A 21,094-nucleotide genomic window follows, 5' to 3' on the forward strand; every position below is an offset into this window, starting at 1 on the left:
CTTGCCGGACATACCTGACAGCTCACGTCAGGTATTCGTCACCGCCTCCGGTTCCCGAACAGGCCGCGGGTGATCTCCCGTCCCAGCGCGCTCGCCGCCGAGCGGAGGAACGACTTCACCGCCGGGTTCTTCATCGCCTGCTCGACCATCCCCGGCTCTTGCTTCTCCGGCTTCGGAGCGGGGGCTTCGGGCGGCGGCGCCTCACCGGCAGGCGGCGCGGCCACCTTGGCGGCGAGCATCTCGTAGGCCGACTCACGATCGATCGTCTCGGAATACTTCACGTGCAGGTCCGAAGAAGTCGTCGCCGCGGAGATGGCTTCGGCGCCGATGGAGCCCATCTTCGAACGCGGCGCGCGGAGGCGGGTCCACGCGACCGGCGTCGGCGCGCCCCGCTCGGACAGCACGGTGACGATCGCTTCGCCGATACCGAGCGACGTCAGCGCCGAGTCCAGTTCGTAGTGCTTCGTCTTCGGATACGTCTTCACCGTCTTCGTCAGCGCGGCCTGGTCCTCGGGCGTGAACGCGCGCAACGCGTGCTGGACCCGCGCGCCCAGCTGGGACAGGACGTTGTTCGGGATGTCCGTCGGGAGCTGCGTGCAGAAGAACACGCCGACGCCCTTCGACCGGATCAGCTTCACGGTCTGCTCGATGCGCTCCAGGAACGCCTTCGACGCGTCGTTGAACAGCAGGTGCGCCTCGTCGAAGAAGAACACCAGCTTCGGCTTGTCGAGGTCACCCTCCTCGGGCAGCTCCTCGAACAACTCGGCCAGCAGCCACATGAGGAAGGTCGAGAACAGCGCGGGTTTCGACTGGAGGTTGTCCAGCTCCAGCAAGGTCACCATCGCCTTGCCGTCGACCTCGCGCATCAGGTCGTGGACGTCCAGCTCGGGCTCGCCGAAGAAGTCCTCGCCGCCCTGAGCCTCCAGATTGGACAGCGCCCGGAGGATCACCCCGGCCGTAGCGGCCGAGACGCCGCCGATGCCCTTGAGGTCCTCCTTGCCCTCGTCACTCGTGAGGTGCGTGATGACCGAGCGGAGGTCCTTCGTGTCCAGCAGCGCCAGCCCGCGCTGATCGGCCCAGTGGAAGATCAGGCCGAGCGTCGACTCCTGGGTTTCGTTGAGCCCCAGCACCTTCGACAGCAGGATCGGGCCGAAACTCGTGATCGTCGCCCGGATCGGCGACCCCTTGCCACCCGCACCCAGCGACAGGAACTGCACGGGGAACGCGGCGGGCGCCCAGGAGTCACCCAGTTCGTCCGCGCGTTTGGCGATCTTGTCGTTGCTCTCGCCCGGCGCGGCGAGCCCCGACAGGTCACCCTTCACGTCCGCCAGCACCACCGGCACTCCCGCGGCCGACAGCTGTTCGGCGATCAGCTGCAGGGTCTTCGTCTTGCCGGTACCGGTCGCGCCCGCGACCAGCCCGTGTCGGTTCAGCGTCGCCAGCGGCAGGCGGACCGCCGCGCCGGCGTCGGCCTTGCCGTCGATCACGACCGCGCCGAGCTCGACCGCCGCGCCCTCGCTCACGTACCCCTGCGCGATCTCCTGGGCTGGACCTTGTTCGACCACTGTCGCTCCCTGGTCTGTGACATGACTCACCTGAGAAGGCACACGCTGCCAGCAACGCGCCGAACCCGCACGTCGCGCGTCACGAATCCCCGGGTCGGGTTAGGGTTCCGGGGTGAACGACCGCCTAGTCTGGATCGACTGCGAGATGACGGGGCTCGACCTCGGCAAGGACGCGTTGATCGAAATCGCCGCGCTGGTGACCGACGCCGAGCTCAACGTCCTCGGCGAAGGGGTCGACATCGTCATCCACGCCGACGACGAAGCCCTCGACGGCATGCCGGAGGTCGTCCGCGAAATGCACGCCCACTCCGGCCTCACCGAAGAGGTCCGGCGCTCCACCGTGACCATGGAAGAAGCCGAGCAGCGCGTGCTCGAGTACATCCGCGCGCACGTGCCCGAGGCCAACGTCGCCCCGCTCGCCGGCAACTCCATCGCCACCGACCGCGGCTTCATCACCCGCGACATGCCCCTTCTCGACGCGCACCTGCACTACCGCATGGTCGATGTCTCGTCGGTCAAGGAACTCGTCCGGCGCTGGTACCCGCGGATCTACTACGCCAAGCCCGAGAAGGGCCTCGCGCACCGCGCGCTCGCCGACATCAAGGAATCCATCGGGGAGCTCGACTACTACCGCCGCGTCGCCTTCGTCGCGCAGCCCGGCCCGACCACCGAACAGGCCAAGGCCGCGGCCGCTGAAGTGCAGGAACGCCACGAACGGTAACCCGTTGCGAGCCCCCGAAACGGGCACGCTAATATAGTGCGGCCGAGGTGATGGGGAAGCTTCCCGAGCCCGGCGATGGTGGGCGTAGCTCAGCTGGTAGAGCACCTGGTTGTGGTCCAGGAGGTCGCGGGTTCGAAACCCGTCGCTCACCCCATCACCCCAGTTTGGTCGGGCCCTTGCGGGCCCCCACCAGGCTGGGGTTTCGCCTTTTCATGGGGTCCGAGCCCCCGGCGAACCAGATACCGGTGCCGGCGATGATGTCGACGCACAACCGTGACGGTGAGCCCGGCTACCCGAACTCCACGAAGGCCAGTCCCAGAAGTGCCGCTACAAGACCAGCGGCGAGGTGCACCGGAACGCCATGAGGGGTCCCCTTTGGACGTATTCCGTCCTAAGGGGACCCCTCATGACAACGGGTCAGTTCCGGTCGCCGCCGGTCTTCCAGTCGTCCCACGACATCTGCCACACCGACCAGCCGTCAGTGGGCTCCAGCACCTGCGGGCCCGAGTTGGTGACGGTGATGATGTCGCCCTTCTTCGAGGTGTCCATCAGCCACTTCGCGTTCTCGGTCGACAGGTTGATGCAGCCGTGGCTCACATTCCGCTTGCCCTGGGAACCGACCGACCACGGCGCCGAGTGGTAGAAGATGCCGCTGTTCGACATCCGCACCGCGTACTTCACGAAGGTCCGGTAGCCGGCCTTGCTGTCCGTCGGGACGCCGTACGTGCTGGAGTCCATCGTGTACCCGGTGTGCTCGCTCATCACCGTGTAGGTCCCGGCCGGGGTGCTGCTCGACGGCTTGCCCATCGAGATCGGCATCTGCTTGACCTCTTGGTCGTTCACCACGACCTTCATCTGGTGCGAGCCGCCGTCCGCGGTCGCGACCAGCTTGTCACCGACGACCACCTTGGCGGGCTTGTCCTCGCGGCCGAAGGTGTTGTTGCCGAGATTCTTGCCGTAGATCGCCGCGTTGACCGAGATCTTCGTGCCCGGCTTGAAGTACTCCTTGGGCCGCCACATCACGGTCTTCTCGCCGAACCAGTGGAACGCGCCCTCGGCCTGCGGCTCGGTGACGATCTTCAGCGCCTTCTCGGTCGCCGCCTTGTCCGGCACGTTGCTGGTGAAGGTGAAGATCAAGGGCAGGCCGACGCCGACCGTCTCCCCTTCGACCAGGTTGATCGAGACGCCGATCTGACGGCCGGGCTTGGCCGTGGAGAACGTCGAGGTCGAGGTGACCGGCTTGCCGTCGGTGCCGGTCGCGGCCGCGGTGACGGTGTAGGTCTTGCCGTAACCGAGCGGCTCCGCCGATTCCCAGCCCGAACCGTCTTCCTTCGGCTTGCCCACGACGACCTTGCCGTCGGTGCCGGTCAGCTTGACCTCGCCCACCTTGCCGTCGGCCACGGCCACCGTCACCGGCTCGCCGGGCGCCACGTTCGCCGCCCCCTGCGCCGGGGTCAGCGTCATCACGGCCGGCTTCGGCGCCGGCGCGGGCGCCGCGCTCTGCTGGGAACCCCCAGGAGCTCCACCCTGTGACGGTGATTCACCCGACGGTGTACTGCTGCACGCCGCCAGAGTGAACCCGGCCACCAAAGCCGTCACAGCCACCCGCGACCGCCCCGTCGCTCCCCAGACCCTCATGCACACCGCCCGTTTCGCGTGGTACCAACCCCAACGTCTGGCTATAGTCTGCCTGACCGGCCGCAACGCTCGCGGCCGGATGGCCGAATACGCCCCGGCCCGCCGCTAGGGGACCCCCCTGAAACGGGCCTCAGCAACCCTGTGTTAATGTTTTCCACGTCGCCGAGGGGAACACCAAAGCGGCGGACAAGCAGGCGCCATTAGCTCAATTGGCAGAGCAGCTGGCTCTTAACCAGCGGGTTCGGGGTTCGAGTCCCTGATGGCGCACACTCAAGCCTCACGTTTTCGGTTTCGATGACGTGGGGTTTTGTGTTATCTGGATGCATTTCTTCCACTTCCTTACTGTCCATTGTGGTCTGATCCGCGCCCGAGACGAGCCCGAGCTGTCGGGCGGGGTTCCTGGGGACGAGTTTGGCCGTGGCCTCCGCCGCTGCGAGTGCGATCTCGGGCAGGACGGTGGTGTAGGTGTCCATGGTCACGGTGATCGAGGAGTGCCGGAGCATGGCCTGAACGACCTTCATGTCGGCACCGGGACTTCTCGCGCCAGTTGCGACGATCCTTCAGCGTGCGGATCAGCTGGCCGTTGCCCTCGCGCGCGTTGATCGGATCAGCTTCTTTGAGCCTTGAGACCTGGTCTCAAAACTCGGCGTGTCGCTAGGTGAACCAACGGCCCGCCCCTGGCTCCGTACCGCCCGCCTGTGGGCCCGGTCCGACGGACCGGAGGTCTGTCAGGGAGACTGGGGGCCAGTACCCGCCCTCTCGACCTGGAGCCTTTTATGCTGCAAGGGACCGTCCGTTGGTTCGACGCCGAACGGGGTTTCGGCTTCCTCGCGCCCGAGGACGGCTCGCCGGATGTGTTCGTGCACGCCTCCGAGATCGTCGGGGACGACGGCGCGAGAGTGCTCCGCGAGGGTCAGGCCGTCGTGTTCGAGGTCGGCGAGAACGACCGCGGGCCCCAGGCGCTGCGCGTTCGCGTCACCGCCGATGCGGCCACCGGCAGCGCTGTGGGCCTGCTCGGCACCGTCAACTGGTACGAGCCGGGCAAAGGGTACGGCTTCGCGTCGCCGGACGGCGGCGGCGCCGACATCTTCGTGCACAGCTCCGCCATCGTGACCGGCGGCGTGGTCACCGAGGGGCAGCGGGTGGCCTTCCTGATCGTCGAAGGCGAGCGCGGCCCGCAGGCCGGGCACGTGATCCCGCTGGGAGCAGGAGCCGGCTCACCCGCTGCGGCTGGTATCACGGACGGCGCCGACGGCACGGTGGCCTGGTACGACGAGGACAAGGGCTTCGGGTTCATCAACCCCGACTCCGGCGCCGGGGACGTCTTCGTTCACGCCCGGGCCCTGGCCGAGGGGCTGACGTGGCTCGCGGAGGGCGACCGCGTCGCCTACGAGGTGACCAGTGGAGACAAGGGCCCGCAGGCCCGCGACGTGCACCTGGTCCGGGGCACCGAGCCCCAGACGGCGCCGCAGCAATCGGCACCTGCCGCGGCCGCAGGGCCGGCGGCGCGGGACGTGCCCGTACGAGGCGGCGAGGGCGTCGTCGCGCGCTACGACGACGACCGCGGCTTCGGCTTCATCACCCCGGACGCAGGCGGCGACGATCTCTTCGCCCACGTGTCCGTGATCATGGGGTCGGAGCCGCTGCAAAAGGGTGACCGAGTCCGGTACACGGTGCGTCAGAGCGACCGGGGCCCGCAGGCCGACCGCATCGAACGCCTCTGAAGAGGCGGAAGCCCGGGTATCCGGCTGACTCCGGACACCGCCGGAGGAGACTCGATGGCAGCTCGAGACTCGCGGAAAGCTGGTTCGCGCCGTCGAACAGCGAGAGCAGCACGACGTCAGCCTCGCGCAGCTGGCGGATCTTCGGATCGCCTACGCCAGTGCTCGATCCCGCCAGTCCACTAAGGACATACACTGAAGGTATCGAATCCGATTTCGGGCCCGGGCTGTCGTAGCACCGTGCCCTCATCTGTTGGGTGCAGGCTCTTTCCCTACTGGCCGCGTCCGGTTTCACTCTGAAGCCGGTCGATCAGCTCTGATGCTTCCGCTTTGCTCAAGTTGTCCGGGACCTTCTCACCAGCCTCCTGGGCAAGGGTACTCAGATACGAACGCTGGGGTCCGGTCATCGGTTCATCACCTGTCGCCCAGTCTTCACGGGGTTTCTCCGGACTGGGGGCATCACTTGGCTGCACGTTATCGCTCATTCGCCATCCTTCGGGAAGTCACACGGTCATGCGAGTACTACCCACCTGAGCAAGAAAACACACCTCCCCAGACGGGAAGCAGCTCGCCCCCTGATCGCCATCGGCGACGCAACAGGAGCGTCGGACTTCCACTGGCACGTGCGGGATCTCGCCGAAGACTGTCTGAACCAGGGCGGCATCTCAAACGTAGAGATCATTCACCCGCCAGCTCCAGCCAGGCGTATCGGCGAGCGCCCGACAGCTGTGGCCGGCCGCACGGCTCAGCGCAGGTCGACCTCGATCCGGTACGTCGTGAGCATGTCGAGGAGGCATTCGAGGGTGATCGCAGAGCCTGGCCGACGCCTAATTGAAACGGGGCCTACGTGCCGAAATCACCGTGGAGGCAGTCCTCCAGGGCGCCGAGGTTCCAACCAAAGTATCCGCCTGGACCGTCGATCGGCTCGCCGATCGCGCGGTAGAACCCCTCGATGTCGGTCACGAACCGTCCGTCGAGATCAAAAGTGTTGCCGGATGGCCCCGTCGGATGCACTGAACCTGTGCCCATGCGCCACCCCTGCCCACCGGTGCCGCAGCTCTCAGTCGTGGCAGGTCCACAGATTCCGCCGGCGCGGCCGTGCGGTGCGCCAATGCTCCAGGATTCCCGACGGCGTTCCGTGATGGACAGTGGCTCTGACGAGCCGGCCGGTCGGGCACCAAGACCTGACCATGGTCCACCGTGTTGGCGTGCCGGCTTCGTTCGGCAGGCCACACGTGCGTCACCCGGCGGCCCAGTCAGCGCGGGTGTGCCGCAAGTGGGCGTGCATCAGGTTCTCCAAGGCGTCCCAGTCCTGCGCCGCGATCGCGGCAAGGATCTCTCGATGTTCGTCGGCCGCTCCGGTGAGCCGGCCGCTTTCCGCCAGCTTCTCCAGGCCGTACAGCCGGGTCTGATCACGCAAGTTGGCGATACTGTCCAGCAGTCGGCGGTTGCCCGCGAGCGAGAGAAGGGCCAGGTGGAACCGCCTGTCCGCGTCAAGGAAGCCGGCGACGTCACCCGCGCGAGCGGCGCGCTCGATCTCTCCGGCCAGGTCGCCGAGGCGCTCAAGGTCCGCCGGCACCGCTTTCGCAGCCGCGGACAACGTTCCCGGCACCTCCAGGAGCTGACGCATCTCGTAGATCTCGTCGAGGTCTTGCTCTTCCATCGCTACGACCCGGTAGCCCCGGTTCCGCACAGGTTCCATCAGCCCCTGGTTCACCAGCGTCAACAACGCTTCCCGCACCGGACTACTGGACACGCCCAGTCGCGTCGCCAGCGCAGCCGCGGAATAGATGTCACCCGGCCGGATTTCACCGGACACCATCGCCTGTCGAACCACCTCGAGAACCTGGTCCCGCAGGTTCGTGTGCTGCAGGCGAACCGCTCCGTTTTCCGTCAAGACCCACCCCCTTCATTCCACAGAGCTTGACTTCCGCATCCTCCAGGCGCATCTTACTCGTTACCGGTGAACGGTAACCGGTAGCCGGTTACTTGGGAGTAACTTATGACGGATGCGTCTGAAGTGCGGGGTTACTGCACGTTGTGCCGCTCGCGGTGCGGAGCGGTCTACACGGTCGACAACGGCTTGCTCGTCAGTGCCCGGCCGGATCCCACGCACCCCACCGGGGCCGCCCTTTGCCCCAAAGGCAGGGCGGCCCCCGAACTCGTGTACTCCACCGAACGCTTGCGCAGTCCTCTGCGGCGGACCACCCCCAAATCCGATCCCGACCCACGCTGGCGAGAGATCGGTTGGGAGGAGGCCATGACCGAGGTAGCCGAAAGGCTGGGCACGATCCGGGCACGCGATGGAGCCGAGGCGGTCGCCTTCTCTGTGACCTCCCCCAGCGGAACACCGATGTCGGATTCGATCGACTGGGTGGAACGGTTCATCCGGCGCTTCGGCAGCCCGAACACGCTGTACTCGACTGAGATCTGCAACTGGCACAAGGACTTCGCGCATGCCTTCACGTTCGGCAGCGGACTGCCGGCCCCGGACTACGCGAGTACCGATCTCGCTGTCCTGTGGGGCCACAACCCGGCGAAGTCCTGGTTGGCTCAATCCGCAGCGCTGGCTGAAGCACGCGCCCGAGGGGCGATACTCGTCGTGATCGACCCTCGACGGTCCGCGAGCGCGCTCCAAGCCGATCATTGGCTGCGAGTTCGGCCCGGGACCGACGGCGCCCTCGCCCTCGGAGTCGCCGGGCAGTTGCTCTCCACGCGAGGTCACGACGAGGCGTTCGTGCGGGCGTGGACCAACGGACCGCTGCTGGTCCGGATCGACACCGGCGGGTTCCTCCAAGCAAAGGACGTCGATCCCGAGCTGTCCGGCTACGTGGTTTGGGACGAACTGGCGGGACGACCCGAACCGTTCGACACCACGCAGGCGGCCTCCCGACCGGAGCGGTTCGCTCTGACGGGACGTCGACGAGTGACCACCCGGACAGGGCCGGTGGACTGCGTGCCGGCGTTCGACCACTACGCCCAGGCGTGCCGTGCCTGGTCGCTGGACCGGACGGCGGCCGTGACCACGGTCGACCCGGCCGCCATCGAAGCCTTCGCCGCGGAACTGGCCGCTGCTCGGTCGGTTTCCTACGCCGTGTGGTCCGGCGTCGGCCAACACACGAACGCCACGCAAACCGAGCGGGCGATCGCCACGCTCTACGCGCTCACCGGCAGCTTCGATGTCCCGGGCGGTAACGTGATCCTGCCCAAGCTTCCCGTCAACCCGGTGACCTCGCCCGATCAGCTCGGCGAGCCGCAACGAGCCAAGGCTCTGGGGCTGGACCGGTTTCCGCTGGGCCCGCAGGCACAAGGTTGGATCAACGCACGCGACTTCTGTCACGCGGTCCTCGAACGTGAGCCCTACCCGGTACGCGCACTGGTTTCGTTCGGCGGAAATCTCCTGCTGTCGCAACCTGATCCACGGCGGACCGCGGAAGCGTTACGCAGCCTGGACTTCGGCGTTCACCTCGACCTTTTCGAGAACCCCACCTCGCGGTTCGCGGACCTTCTTCTCCCGGTACAGACGCCTTGGGAACACGAGGCGATCAAGGTGGGCTTCGAGATCACTCGCGCCGCCCAGGAACGAGTCCAGCTGCGACCACGGATGACCGCCCCTGTCGGCGAATCGCGTTCGGACACAGAAGTCGTCTTCGACCTGGCGGTACGGCTCGGATTCGAGAACGATTTCTTCGGCGGCCACGTCGAGGACGGCTGGGACCACCAGCTCGGCCCGCTCGGCGTCACCACCGAAGAACTCCGTCGCCGACCCGGCGGAATCGACCTGCCGCTGAGAACCCGCCACCGCAAGTACGCCGAGAAATCGGAGGATGGGTCGGTGGCAGGGTTCGCCACGCCCACGCGTCGGGTCGAACTGTACTCCGAGCGGCTCGCGGAGCACGGGCAGTCACCCGTTCCGGACGCGCACCCACCGGCACCCGATCCCCGGTATCCGCTCGTGCTCACCTGCGCCAAGAACGGCTACTTCTGCCATAGCCAGCACCACGGGATTTCTTCGCTACGGAAGCGATTTCCCGAACCGACCGTCGAGCTGAGCACCGAACTCGCCCATGACCGCGGGATCGTGGACGGGCAATGGATCAGCATCACGACCTCGCGAGCCACCATCCGGATGCGGGCACGGATCGACCCGGCGCTGCACCGCGACGTCGTCGTCGCCGAATACGGCTGGTGGCAACCCGCGCCCGACCTGGCATTGCCGGGCTCGAACCCACTCGACGACGGCGGCACCAACTACAACCTGCTGATCGGCGACGGGGAACGGGACCCGGTCAGTGGCTCCGTGGGCTTGCGCTCGACTTTCTGCGACATCCAAGCGGACGAGCTCGCGCCCTGGACGGCCCAGCGTGAATTCGTGGTCGAGAACACCGCCTTCGAAACGGACGAGATCATGTCCGTCGAACTGCGTCCCGTCGATGACGACCCGCTGCCGGCGTTCCGCGCAGGGCAGCACGTAACGGTGGCCTGGCGCGACGATCCCGGCCTTACCCGTAGTTATTCCCTCATCGGGGCCGCGACGGAAGCACACACCACGTACGCGCTCGCGGTACGACGGGTCGACGGCGGCCGCTTCTCCCCGACTGTCCACGAGCGGTTACGTCCCGGTGAAAGGGTGCTGGTAACGCCACCATCCGGTGGTTTCGCCATACCGCTCATCCATACGCGACCGATCGTGCTCCTGGCCGCCGGAATCGGCATCACTCCGTTCCTGAGCTACCTCGAAACCCTTGCCGAGCTGCCCACGACCGCACCCGAGATCGTCCTGCACTATGGCAACCGGGACGGTGCGAGGCACGCGTTTCGTGACCGGCTCGCCGCGCTCACCGCGGTACTACCCACAGTCCGCGTCATCGACCACTACAGTCGGCCGTCCCCCGGAGACCGATACGGCGCACGTGGACGGATATCGGCCGAAAGTGTCGATGCCGCACTGATCCGCGAGCGTGCGCGCTTCTACCTGTGCGGACCCGAGACCATGCTCGAAGACGCGACCGCCGGCCTCGTCGCACGGGGAGTCCCGCGGTTCGACATCTTCAGCGAGAAGTTCCACGCGCGACCCGCGCCGATACGGATTTCCGATGACGCCACCGCAATCGTGCGGTTCGCCCGTACCGGACGTGAGATCACCTGGACCAAGTCCGACGGCACGCTGCTGCAGCTGGCCGAGAAGAGCGGGATCCCGATGCCGAGCGGCTGTCGCGTCGGCCAGTGCGAGAGCTGTTCGGTCCCCGTGCTCGCCGGGACGGTCTCGCATCTCGTCACGCCATCCGAGGATCTCCCTGACGACCACTGCCTCACCTGTCAATCCGTGCCGACATCAGACCTTGTGCTCGACGCGTGAACGAGAAAGGACCGCCGTGTACACCGTCTCCGCCGAGGAAACCGCCGCCGCATTGCCCTTCGGCGCGCTGATTCCCGCCCTTCGCGAAGGTCTTGCTCGCGGGGCCACCACTCCCCCACGCCACCACCACCAGATCGACAAGGCGGCAGGCTCCACGTTGCTGCTGATGCCTTCCTGGCGCTCAGGTGACCTGCTCGGGGTCAAGCTGGTGAACGTCTTCCCCGAAAACAGTGCGAGTGGCCGCCCCGCGCTGTCCTCGGCCTACGTTCTCGCCAGTGCGAGCACCGGGGAACACCTCGGGGTCATCGACGGGAACGAACTGACCCGCCGGCGCACGGTCGCCACCGCGGCACTCGCCTCCTCTTACCTCGCTCGTCCGGACAGCCGCGTCCACCTCGTGGTCGGCGCCGGCCATATCGGATCCCTCGCCGCCGAGGCCCACGCGGCCGTACTCGGCATCCGCACCGTCTTCGTGCACGATCAGCGTCGCGAAGCCGCCGCCGCCCTGGTCACCAGGCTCCAGGAGTCCGGTGTGGACGCCCATGTCGCCGACGACCTCGACACGGCGATCCCCCGGGCCGACGTGATCTCGTGCGCCACACTCGCCACCAGCCCGATCATCCGCGGTGAGCTGTTGACCCCTGGCACACATCTCGACCTCGTCGGCAGCTTCCGCCGGGACATGCGTGAAGCCGACGACATCTGCCTGACCCGCGGATCGCTGTACATCGACAGCGAGATCGCACTCGACGAGTCCGGCGACCTCACCCAGCCCCTCGCCGACGGCATCATCACCCGCGATGCCGTAGCGGCCACCCTCCCGCAGCTCTGCCGCAGGGAAGCACTCGGCCGCAGGGATGACCGCCAGATCACCGTGTTCAAGGCAGTGGGAACAGCGCTGGCCGACTTGGCGGCCGCGGCCCTCGTCCATCGCAGCCGTGTCCAGCCGGTCGGCTGATCCACTGGGAGCCCCGCATGACATCGTCCGATTCACCCTTCATCACCGAGCCGCCCCGCGGCCGTCTGGCCCGCATCGCCACCCGCAGTGCGGCCTGGTCGGAAAAATGGTTCCCCAACACACTCGTCTTCGCGCTGCTCACCGTCGCGGTCGTCGCAGTCGCCGCGATGGGGATCGGTTCGTCACCCGCCAAGGTCGCGACCGTGTTCGGGGACGGGTTCTGGGATCTGATCCCCTTCACCATGCAAATGGCCATGGTCGCCATCGGCGGTTACGTCGTCGCCACCGCCGGGCCGGTCCGCAAAGCCATCACCCGGCTCGCCCGCGTCCCCGGCGACCCGCGCGCGGCCATCGCCATGGTCGCCGCGGTCAGCCTGTTGTCAGCGCTCCTGAACTGGGGGTTCAGCCTCATCTTCAGCGCGCTTCTGGTGCGGCGGCTCGCGGAACGGCACGACCTGCGCATGGACTACCGGGCCGCGTCCGCCGCCGCCTATCTCGGCCTCGGCGGGAGCTGGGCGCTCGGTCTCAGCTCCTCCGCCGCGCAACTCCAGGCCAACCCCGCCAGTATCCCCAAATCGCTGCTCCCGGTCACCGGCGTCATCCCCTTCCGGGAGACCATCTTCGCCTGGCAGTCCCTCCTGCTCGCCGCGGTCGTCGTGGTCGTGTGCGTGATCGTCGCGTTCCTGACGGCTCCTCGCGCATCGGTCGCGCGCACCGCGGCGGATCTGGGCATCGACCCGCGTGATCCCGTCGAGGACGACACTCCGCGGTCACGTCCCGGCGAATGGCTCGAGTACAGCCCGCTGCTGACGATCGTCGTCGTCGCACTGGTCGGAGGCTGGGCTGTTCAGGAGTTCGCCGACAACGACCCCATCGTCGCGATTTCCGGCCTCAACACCTACAACCTGCTGTTCCTCACGCTCGGCCTGTTGCTGCACTGGCGCCCGCGCCGATTCCTTTCGGCGGTCACCAAAGCAGTCCCCGCGACCGGCGGTGTCCTCATCCAGTTCCCGTTCTACGCCGGTATCGCCGCGATCATGACCAAGGCGACCGACGGTGCCGGTACGTCGATCTCCCACCACCTCGCCGCGATCTTCACCTCCGCGGGAAACGACACCACGTTTCCGCTGTTGATCGGCGTCTACTCGGTGGTGCTCGGCTTCGTGATCCCCTCAGGCGGTGGTAAATGGATCATCGAGGCACCGTACGTGATGCAGGCCGCGAACGACGCGCACGTGAACCTCGGCTGGACGGTGCAGATCTACAACGCCAGCGAGGCGCTGCCCAATCTGATCAATCCCTTCTGGATGTTGCCGCTGCTCGGGGTTCTTTCCCTCAAGGCGCGCGACATCGTCGGCTACACGTTCGTCTACCTCATCGCGTTGTTCCCGATCGTGCTCGGACTGCTGACGTTGCTGTCGGCGACCTTGCCCTACCACCCGCCCATCCTGCCCTGACGTGGAGGCACAGTCATGACCCTGGACAGCGTTTCGAGCACGCTGTACGAAGCGATCGTCCGGAAGAACCCGGCCGAAACCGAATTCCACCAGGCCGTCTTCGAAGTCCTCGACGCCATCCAGCCCGTGCTGCGCCGCAACCCCGACCTGCGCGACGCGGCGATTCTTGAACGGCTGTGCGAGCCGGAGCGGCAACTGATGTTCCGCGTCGTCTGGACCGACGACTCCAGGCGTGTCCAGGTCAACCGCGGCTTCCGGGTCGGCTTCAACTCAGCCCTGGGGCCGTACAAGGGCGGACTGCGATTCCATCGCGATGTCACCCTCGGCACGATCAAGTTCCTGGCCTTCGAACAGATCTTCAAAAACGCCCTCACCGGCCTCGGCATCGGTGCGGGTAAAGGTGGATCCGATTTCGACCCGACCGGCCGCACCGATACCGAGATCATGAGCTTCTGCCAGGCATTCATGACCGAACTCCACCGGCACATCGGTCCCGCCACCGACGTACCCGCCGGCGACATCGGCGTCGGCTCACGCGAGATCGGCTACCTGTTCGGTCAGTACAAGCGCCTGACCAATCGCTACGACTCCGGCACGCTGACGGGCAAGGACCCCTTGCTCGGTGGGATCCCCGCGCGCCCAGAAGCAACCGGGTACGGCACCGTGTACTTCCTTCAGGCGATGCTGGCAGCCAGAGGAGAGTCCCTCGACAGCTACACGGCCGTGGTGTCCGGATCCGGAAACGTCGCCTTTCACGCGATCGCCAAACTCCGCGAACTCGGTGCGACACCCGTCGTGTGCTCGGACTCGGGTGGCTATGTCCACGACCCGGCCGGGATCGACGTCAAGGTGCTCCGAGACCTCAAGGTCACCCGCCGCGAACGACTGTCCGCCTACCCGGAACACGTACCGTCCGCGCGCTTCTTCCCCGGCGCGTCACCTTGGGACGTGCCTTGTGACGTCGCTCTTCCCTGCGCCACCCAGAACGAAATCGACGAACAGGACGCGCTCGGACTGGTCAAGAACGACGTGCGAGCGGTCGCCGAAGGCGCCAACATGCCCTGCACTCCTGCCGCCGTGCGGATCTTCCGCGAAGCGGGCGTCGCGTTGGCGCCGGGCAAGGCAGCCAACGCAGGCGGTGTGGCCACCTCCGCCCTGGAGATGAGGCAGAACGCCGCACGCGACCGCTGGACCTTCGCCCATACGGATCGGACTCTCCGGAAGGTCATGGAAGACATCCATACCGAATGCCTCGGCACCGCCGAAGAACACGGGCTGCCCGGCGACTACGTCACCGGCGCCAACATCGCCGGATTCCGTACCGTCGTCGCCGCGATGGAGGCGAACGGTTACATCTGAGACCGCGACGTGGTGGCTCCCCACCGCCTCGCCCCTTTCGCCCGAAAAAAGCAGATTTGCGGCCGAATCCAGCCGCAAATGACAACGAAACGCGCGTTTCGACCAGACTGAGCGGGAATTTGTCATCAGATCACCCATGCCGTCCGGATTCGAGAGGAGCGAACGTGGAGCACCGGTCACGGCGGCACCACCGCGGGGCATTTGCACCGCACTCAGCGGGATGGTCCGGGAAAAGCGGAGAATACTCCACTGTCCGCCTCGACGCCGCTCACCCCGTCGACATTGTCCCGACCGCCAGGCCCCACTGGCCCGGCGGGCAGTTCTTCAGCGCTTGTATCGCGCGAGAACATCGATCGCCGCGATAATGCAACAGTGATACGAATCGGGTTCGTCACGCCTGGAAAACCAGGTCGCGGAGGATTCAGTTGACTCGAAACACCAAGGGTCGGCACTGCGGCGACGACCGACAAGGTTCCGCGCGCAGGCAGGAACGATTTCCCGAACATCACAGTGCATCCGATCAACGGCCCAAGTCATGAGGGGTGAGGTAAAGGTGGCGTCGATTGGAGGGCATGGGATCAGGGACGTCGATAGTCCCTGATTCCACACACCTTCCTGAACCGGCCGTGACAGGGACAGGGACGGTCTCGCCGGACTGCGTGGATTTCGGCCGTCCGGCACCGCACCCGAACACGACACCTTTGACACACCTCGCACTATGAGCAATGTTTCGCAAATGCCGGCGAGTACGCCGTCTGCACCAAGTCGGGCAACGGCGGCAGATGTGGCTGGAGAAGTTCTCAACCGGCAGACAAATGGGTTCTGTTCACTTCGCACAGTTCCCACAAGTAAACGGTACGGTAAAATTCACCGATGACTGGATCATCGAACCATTCAAGGAGCTCCCCCGCATGTCCGACACCACCATGTCCGAGGCCGCCACCGTGATCAGGCGGTTCTACGACACGCTGAGCACCGGCGACCTGACGCTCGTCGACGCCGTGCTCGCGCCCGGCTGGGAGGCCGTGCCCGCGCTGAGCATCGACGGCCCCGAGGGCTGGAAGGCCACCGTCACCTACCTGCGCACGGCGCTCAGCGACCTCGAACTCGTCATCGAGGACGTCGTCGTGGACGGTGACCGAGTCGCCGTGAGCAGCACGTGCCGCGGGGTCCACACCGGCGAACTGCTGGGCGTGGCCGGGACCGGGAGGCAGGTCGAGTTCCAGGCCATCGATGTCCACCGGCTGGAGCACGGCCGGATCGTGTGGAGCAGGCACCTGGAGGACCACTTCGGTCTCGCCCACCAACTCGGGCTCACCTTCACCCCGGCATCCTGAGCACGGCACTGGCGGAAGACCGCGCTGATCAGCGTCGAGGTGTTCGGGCGTCTCGGGGGGCTGGAGGGTGATTCGGTGACGGCCGCGGCGGTGGCGGGTGACTGGCCGATGGAACGTACCCGGCGGGCACTCGATGCACTTGCGATGGCCAGCCTGCTCGACCGGGGTCCACGAGGCACCTACCACATCACCCCCTTGTTGCATCTGTATGCCGCCGGTATGCGGCATACAGATGCCGTCCGGAGCGGCCATAGCCGGCCGGCCAGCCTAGGGCCGGCACGCGCAGATACGCGGCGGAGTTGAGGCCCTGCCCCGCGGGGTGCGGCAGACAGTGAGAGGCGAGACGAACGCGGCGTGTCGCGAAGCCACTTTCGGGACGCCTGATGGTGCTGTCGGGTCATCCGGGCGGATGAGTCGACTGCCGGCGGCCGCGGCCTGGGCGAGAACGGTGCGGATAGGCACGAATCGGATGATCAACGGGCGCCCGCCCGGTCCTGAGCCAGCAAGGGGGAAGGGCTCGAGGTGGCGTGATGCGCGCGAGGGACCGGCCTGCCGGGCCGATCGTGATTCATAGTCCGTAAGGGACACACCAAGTCCACGTTTGTGACCGGTTTGGGCGCTCTGCCCGGAGGGTCGCGAGTGGCGCTGATCGTTCTTTCGAGGGTTGAGGCAAACGTGTCCGGTGGTCGGCGGTCCGCGACCGCTGGCAGACCGCCCACCGCGTACGACATCTGCCTCGCCCTCGATGATTCGACAGGTCCAGGTTCACCACAGTGGCATCACCGGTCCGCCCGAGTGCAACCGGCACGAAGGCGAACCGGCGACACTGCCGACAGAAACCCGGATTCACCGACTCGGGTTCCGCCGCACCGGCGGGCAGCCTTTGAGCGGCTACGGCGATCCTAACCGTTCTTCACGTACTGGAAGTCCAGAAAGGACCCCTTGGTGCTTACGTCCGTGTAGTCCGAGTTGTTCGTGTAGTTTTGCCCTTCGATGTACCTGTCGTTGCTGTTTCGGGTCGAAATGACGTTCAGGAAATAGCGCTCGCCGCGGAACCGGTTGCCCTTCCAACAACTGTTGACGGTGACGATGGTGCTGGTGAAGCCGCCACTTTCCGGGAACACGGCCGTCACCGCATAGTCCCCATTTCCGTTGTTGCACAAGCTGAACAGCGTGGAACCGGCAGGCGCGGCAGCCGCCTGCCCACCCATCGCAAGAGCACCGAGGACGATCACGGTCGCACCTGCGGCGACTTTTCGTGTCAGCGAAGACATCGGCTGTACGTTCCTCTCCTTGAAAGCCGGACTGGCTTGTCCTTGTCTACGTCCTCATTCTTCCGAAAAACGACGCCACCACGCGATACATTCGCCGGGCACTGCCCGTTCAGTACAACGGCGACTGCCCGAAAGCGTTATTCAGGGCGCGGGTGGAGGACAACCGGGCCGGATTTCCTCCCAGGCGACGGGCAGGTGCGCCGGCGAGGTGTTGGGAGTGTCGGTCTTGAGCTCGATGTCCTCGATCGGCACCGCGAGGCGCAGAGACGGGATACGGCGCGTCAGGGCCTCGAAGACCACGGTGAGTTCCAGCTGAGCCAGCGGCTGTCCGACGCATCGGTGCGGGCCGAAGCCCCAGCCGAGGTGCCGTCGGTGGTCGCGGTGGATGTCGAGCCTGCCGGGATCGGGGAACTGGGCCGGATCGTGGTTGGCGCCCTGGATGGAGACCACGACGTAGTCTCCGGCAGCGATCGGTGTTCCGGCGACCTCGGTATCGGTCACGGCCACGCGCATTCGCCCGGGTCCCACGCCGAGCAGCCGCACCGTTTCCTCGACCGCTCCGGGTATCAGCGCGGGGTCTTCACGGAGCAGAGCGAACCGCGAGGGATCTGCCAGCAGCGCGAAAGCTCCGTGACTGATCATGCTCGCGACGGTGTCGTGGCCGGCGAGCAACACGCTGATGGCCGCGACGAGCAGTTCCAGGTCCGTGAAGTTCCCGGCGTGGCCGACGAGGACGCCGAGTACGTCTTCGGCCGGCGCGGTCCGGCGCCGGGTGATCAGCTCCTGCACGCAGGCGTAAAGCGGGGCCGTCGCCTGCTCCAGGTCGTCGGCGTCACCCCGGAACAGGGCCTCGGCCGAGTGGAGAAGCAGCTTACGCTCCGATGCGGGCACACCGAGCAACTCGGCCATCACGGCCGAGCTGACCGGCTTGGCGAATCGCTCGTGCAGGTCGACCGGTTGCGCAGAGGTAGCGAGGTCGTCGAGTGCGTCATCGACGATGCGTCGCACCACGGGTCGAATCGCGGCCATTCGCTTCGCGGTCACCATCGCAGGGGCGAGCGCGCGGCGGAATCTGACGTGGTCGGCACCGTCCATCCGGGAAAAGTCGCCGGGGGCGGCCGGGGCGTCCGGCGGGGTGTTCGCCAGGATGTGCCCGGCCATGCCGGCCCGGACGCTGAACCGGCCGGTGTCGCCGAGTACTTCGCGGACGTCCGCGTAGCGGGTCACCAGCCACGCGTCGATCCCAGTGGGGCACGAGACCCGGGGCAGCGATGGGCCGTCCCGGATGACACTGATCTCCGGAGCGGGTCCGAAGGGACACGCCGAATTCGGCAAAGGGAGCGTGGGCGATGGCACGGGCATGGTCCTCTCTGTGACGGAACTGCCTTGTCCAGAGGTAGCAGCGGATACCGAACTCTGCATCGGCAGCACGCCGGATTGCCCGAGGACCAGGTCGAACGAGTCCCTTCGGGCAAGAGCGCCGACCATGGGGGCGTCCAGCTCATCAGCGCACCCTTACGGCTCGCGATGGCCCACCGGGTCATCGGGTGCGGTTCGAGCCCCAACTGGTCACAAGTCTGTCCAGGCACCCGGGTCCGGCGCTATGGGATCCATCACGTGCACCCGGACAAACCCGATAGAACGCACATATGAGCGGCATATATGCCCACTTTTCGGCCGTATATATGGTGTTGTGGAGAATGATGGGAGCGCACGTGCGCACACTTGAGCACCTGCGGAGTGGTGTTCGTGGAGGTACTTGGTGGAGCAGTTGGTTCAAGTCACTGTCGAGCCGGCGCCGGTTGCGGGACTGGACCGAGGCCGGGGTGTGACCGCAGTTGGACGACGGGGTCGATTCCCTCGCCCTTGAAGACGGTCGTCGTGTGCTTGTCGGCGACGCCGTCGGATTCCGAGGCAGTAGTCGAGGGTTTTAGCCCGTACCGCGGGCGTAGCGCGGCACCGGGAGTGAGCCGGAGTTCAGCGACCCCGCTAACTCTTCATGAAGAGCGCCAGCAGACCCGGGGCCACAGCCGGGAACAGTCCGGAGCCTCGACGTGTTGTCGTTACTTCGCGGCGGGCGGCGTGGCTCTTCCGTTGACGGAGACGGCTGTGGCCGTCGATCAGAGAAGAGGAAATGGGCTCACGGTCGGGGCGAAGCACCTTAGCCGTGGTCGCCTCAGTTCATTTCACCCGGAGAAACGGAAATCCGGCGCCGATCAGTGCCGCAGCCCTCGTCGTGAACCGCACCCCGCACCTGCCGATGCTGACGCAGTCAAAGTGGCCGTGACCAGGCCACATTCGTGGACGACGGCCTCGTCAGTGCGGTCAAGAAGTCTCTCGCCGAGCACCCGATCCGCTGACTTCTGCGGGTTCGCTCCGCAGGACAGGAAGCCCCCAGTCCTGCCGTGGGTTCAGCCAGCCGGGTTTCAGGGCAGCCAGAAGGAACAGCCCCAGCGCAATCACGACGTACAGGGTGTGCGTCACCGCTTGGAGGAACGGTGGGTAGTCATCCGGAAGAACGACCAGGCCGACGATCGGGGCGTCGACGCGGTCGCTCACCAGCCAGCCGAACATCAGCAGGTATACCGCGACCAGCGCTTCCGCGGGCCACCACTTGCGGGACTGCCACACGGCGCAGGCCGCCATCACGAAGAACGGTACGAGCCATACCCAGTAGTGAGTCCAGGTCCACGGTGTCACCAGCACCATCGCCATGCCGACCACGCTGACCGCCAGCAGTTCCCGGCCCTGGCGGTGCGCGCGTACCGCGATCCAGAGCGCTGCGAGCGCGACCACCGCAGCGACGGGTACCCACACTAGGCTGGAAACGTCACCGAGGTCGAGGATCCGCGCCAGTACCCCGCGCACCGACTGGTTCTCCGGCACCATCGCGTTGTCCTTGCCGGTGATGCGCGACGGATCCGCCAGGTTCGCCGACCAGAACAAGCTCGAATCGTGCGGTAACCCCACGAAACCGAGGCCCACGGTAAGGACGAACGTTCCGGTGGCCACAGCTGCGGCGCGGAAACGGCGGGTCAACAGCAGGTAGATCACGAAGAAGCCCGGGGTCAGCTTGATCGCTGCGGCCAGCCCGACCCCGATCCCGCTCCACCGGCGATCACGACCGGTCAAATCTGCCAGCACGACCAGGACCAGCAGCAGGTTCACCTGCCCGACCGTGAAGTTCATCAACACCGGCTGCAGCGGCAGCGCTACCGCGGACAACGCCACCGTCGCCGCGAGCCGACCGTGATCGGCCGCGTAGCCGAGCCTGCCCAGCGAAATCCAGATGATCGCCAGCAACGCGAACAAGTTTCCCAGCAGCGCCACCATCGACAGCAATAATCCGGGAACCAGGCTCAGCACCGCGAAGACCCCGGCGGCGAAGGGGGTGTACTTGAACGTGCCGCCGATCATGGGCAGGTTGGAGACGCCCGGTTCATACAGCGGCTCGCCTGCCCGCGCGGCCAGGCCACTAGCCACGTAGGAGTCGAAATCCTGCAGGTAGACGTTGGTCGGCGTCCAGAAATTCGCCCACACGGTGAACCCTGCGAGTACCACGATGAGCAACACACCGGACAGCACGGACCACCACAGGGGAGCTGGCAACCGGCGCTCTGCCCGTATTTCTGAACCGACTTCCGTCACCGATGAACCCCCAACCGAACGTGTGACGAGTCTAGTTCATAGCCTCAAATCACCACC

The 21,094-nt window shown here is 66.4% G+C and carries 15 protein-coding genes, 2 tRNA genes and 1 pseudogene; 10 read left to right on the top strand and 8 right to left on the bottom strand.

All coding sequences use genetic code 11. From position 1 onward, the window contains the following. Positions 1 to 38 precede the first annotated feature (38 nt). Complete coding sequence (locus ACLJQ7_RS33860) at positions 39 to 1,565, bottom strand: helicase HerA-like domain-containing protein (protein WP_410652222.1); 1,527 nt, start codon at positions 1,563 to 1,565, stop codon at positions 39 to 41. A 112-nt stretch (positions 1,566 to 1,677) separates the two neighbouring features. On the opposite strand from ACLJQ7_RS33860, the gene orn reads away from it, so the two are divergent. Then, positions 1,678 to 2,286, top strand: a complete 609-nt coding sequence (gene orn / locus ACLJQ7_RS33865) for an oligoribonuclease (RefSeq protein WP_410652223.1) — start codon at positions 1,678 to 1,680, stop codon at positions 2,284 to 2,286. A gap of 78 nt (positions 2,287 to 2,364) precedes the next feature. Continuing rightward, positions 2,365 to 2,440: transfer RNA gene (locus ACLJQ7_RS33870), tRNA-His, on the top strand. Positions 2,441 to 2,703: 263 nt separating this feature from the next. On the opposite strand, the gene ACLJQ7_RS33875 is transcribed toward ACLJQ7_RS33870, so the two are convergent. Next, positions 2,704 to 3,924: a L,D-transpeptidase gene (locus tag ACLJQ7_RS33875; protein ID WP_410652224.1), complete on the bottom strand. Its 1,221-nt coding sequence runs from the start codon at positions 3,922 to 3,924 to the stop codon at positions 2,704 to 2,706. Between the two features lie 194 nt (positions 3,925 to 4,118). On the opposite strand from ACLJQ7_RS33875, the gene ACLJQ7_RS33880 reads away from it, so the two are divergent. The 3 genes and pseudogenes from ACLJQ7_RS33880 (at position 4,119) to ACLJQ7_RS33890 (ending at position 5,648) form a co-directional block, all read left to right on the top strand. Beyond that, a tRNA-Lys gene (locus ACLJQ7_RS33880) sits at positions 4,119 to 4,191 on the top strand. Between the two features lie 509 nt (positions 4,192 to 4,700). Beyond that, a pseudogene (locus ACLJQ7_RS33885) lies at positions 4,701 to 4,898 on the top strand (cold-shock protein); the annotation flags it as partial. 30 nt (positions 4,899 to 4,928) lie between these two features. Next, positions 4,929 to 5,648: a cold-shock protein gene (locus ACLJQ7_RS33890; RefSeq protein WP_410652310.1), complete on the top strand. Its 720-nt coding sequence runs from the start codon at positions 4,929 to 4,931 to the stop codon at positions 5,646 to 5,648. Positions 5,649 to 5,917: 269 nt separating this feature from the next. Here the strand turns inward: ACLJQ7_RS33890 and ACLJQ7_RS33895 are convergent, their stop codons facing one another. The 3 genes from ACLJQ7_RS33895 to ACLJQ7_RS33905 form a co-directional block, all read right to left on the bottom strand. Beyond that, the gene (locus ACLJQ7_RS33895) at positions 5,918 to 6,130 is read right to left on the bottom strand and encodes a DUF3072 domain-containing protein (protein ID WP_410652225.1); all 213 of its coding nucleotides are present in this window, start codon (positions 6,128 to 6,130) and stop codon (positions 5,918 to 5,920) included. A gap of 358 nt (positions 6,131 to 6,488) precedes the next feature. Next, positions 6,489 to 6,608: a barstar family protein gene (locus ACLJQ7_RS33900; RefSeq protein ID WP_410652226.1), complete on the bottom strand. Its 120-nt coding sequence runs from the start codon at positions 6,606 to 6,608 to the stop codon at positions 6,489 to 6,491. A gap of 277 nt (positions 6,609 to 6,885) precedes the next feature. Then, positions 6,886 to 7,542 carry a GntR family transcriptional regulator gene (locus ACLJQ7_RS33905; protein ID WP_410652227.1) on the bottom strand — a complete coding sequence of 219 codons (657 nt, stop codon included), beginning with the start codon at positions 7,540 to 7,542 and terminating at the stop codon, positions 6,886 to 6,888. 105 nt (positions 7,543 to 7,647) lie between these two features. Here ACLJQ7_RS33905 and ACLJQ7_RS33910 point away from each other — a divergent pair, with 105 nt between their 5' ends. The 5 genes from ACLJQ7_RS33910 to ACLJQ7_RS33930 all read left to right on the top strand — a co-directional run bounded on the left by ACLJQ7_RS33910 (position 7,648) and on the right by ACLJQ7_RS33930 (position 16,115). After that, entirely contained in the window at positions 7,648 to 11,004 is a 3,357-nt protein-coding gene (locus ACLJQ7_RS33910; protein WP_410652228.1) for a molybdopterin-dependent oxidoreductase, read from the top strand. A gap of 16 nt (positions 11,005 to 11,020) precedes the next feature. Continuing rightward, entirely contained in the window at positions 11,021 to 11,962 is a 942-nt protein-coding gene (locus ACLJQ7_RS33915) for an ornithine cyclodeaminase family protein (protein ID WP_410652229.1), read from the top strand. Positions 11,963 to 11,979: 17 nt separating this feature from the next. After that, entirely contained in the window at positions 11,980 to 13,419 is a 1,440-nt protein-coding gene (locus ACLJQ7_RS33920; RefSeq protein WP_410652230.1) for a short-chain fatty acid transporter, read from the top strand. 15 nt (positions 13,420 to 13,434) lie between these two features. Further along, entirely contained in the window at positions 13,435 to 14,778 is a 1,344-nt protein-coding gene (gene gdhA / locus ACLJQ7_RS33925) for an NADP-specific glutamate dehydrogenase (RefSeq protein ID WP_410652231.1), read from the top strand. 911 nt (positions 14,779 to 15,689) lie between these two features. Beyond that, positions 15,690 to 16,115: an ester cyclase gene (locus ACLJQ7_RS33930; protein WP_410652232.1), complete on the top strand. Its 426-nt coding sequence runs from the start codon at positions 15,690 to 15,692 to the stop codon at positions 16,113 to 16,115. 902 nt (positions 16,116 to 17,017) lie between these two features. Here the strand turns inward: ACLJQ7_RS33930 and ACLJQ7_RS33935 are convergent. The 3 genes from ACLJQ7_RS33935 to ACLJQ7_RS33945 form a co-directional block, all read right to left on the bottom strand. Next, positions 17,018 to 17,389 carry a hypothetical protein gene (locus tag ACLJQ7_RS33935; RefSeq protein ID WP_410652233.1) on the bottom strand — a complete coding sequence of 124 codons (372 nt, stop codon included), beginning with the start codon at positions 17,387 to 17,389 and terminating at the stop codon, positions 17,018 to 17,020. 141 nt (positions 17,390 to 17,530) lie between these two features. After that, on the bottom strand, positions 17,531 to 18,616 hold the full coding sequence (locus tag ACLJQ7_RS33940) for a cytochrome P450 (RefSeq protein ID WP_410652234.1): 1,086 nt from the start codon (positions 18,614 to 18,616) through the stop codon (positions 17,531 to 17,533). A gap of 1,098 nt (positions 18,617 to 19,714) precedes the next feature. Then, the gene (locus ACLJQ7_RS33945; protein ID WP_410652235.1) at positions 19,715 to 21,037 is read right to left on the bottom strand and encodes a glycosyltransferase 87 family protein; all 1,323 of its coding nucleotides are present in this window, start codon (positions 21,035 to 21,037) and stop codon (positions 19,715 to 19,717) included. Between the last annotated feature and the right edge of the window lie 57 nt (positions 21,038 to 21,094).

This window comes from Amycolatopsis sp. cmx-4-54, assembly GCF_046548895.1.
Taxonomy (GTDB): domain Bacteria; phylum Actinomycetota; class Actinomycetes; order Mycobacteriales; family Pseudonocardiaceae; genus Amycolatopsis.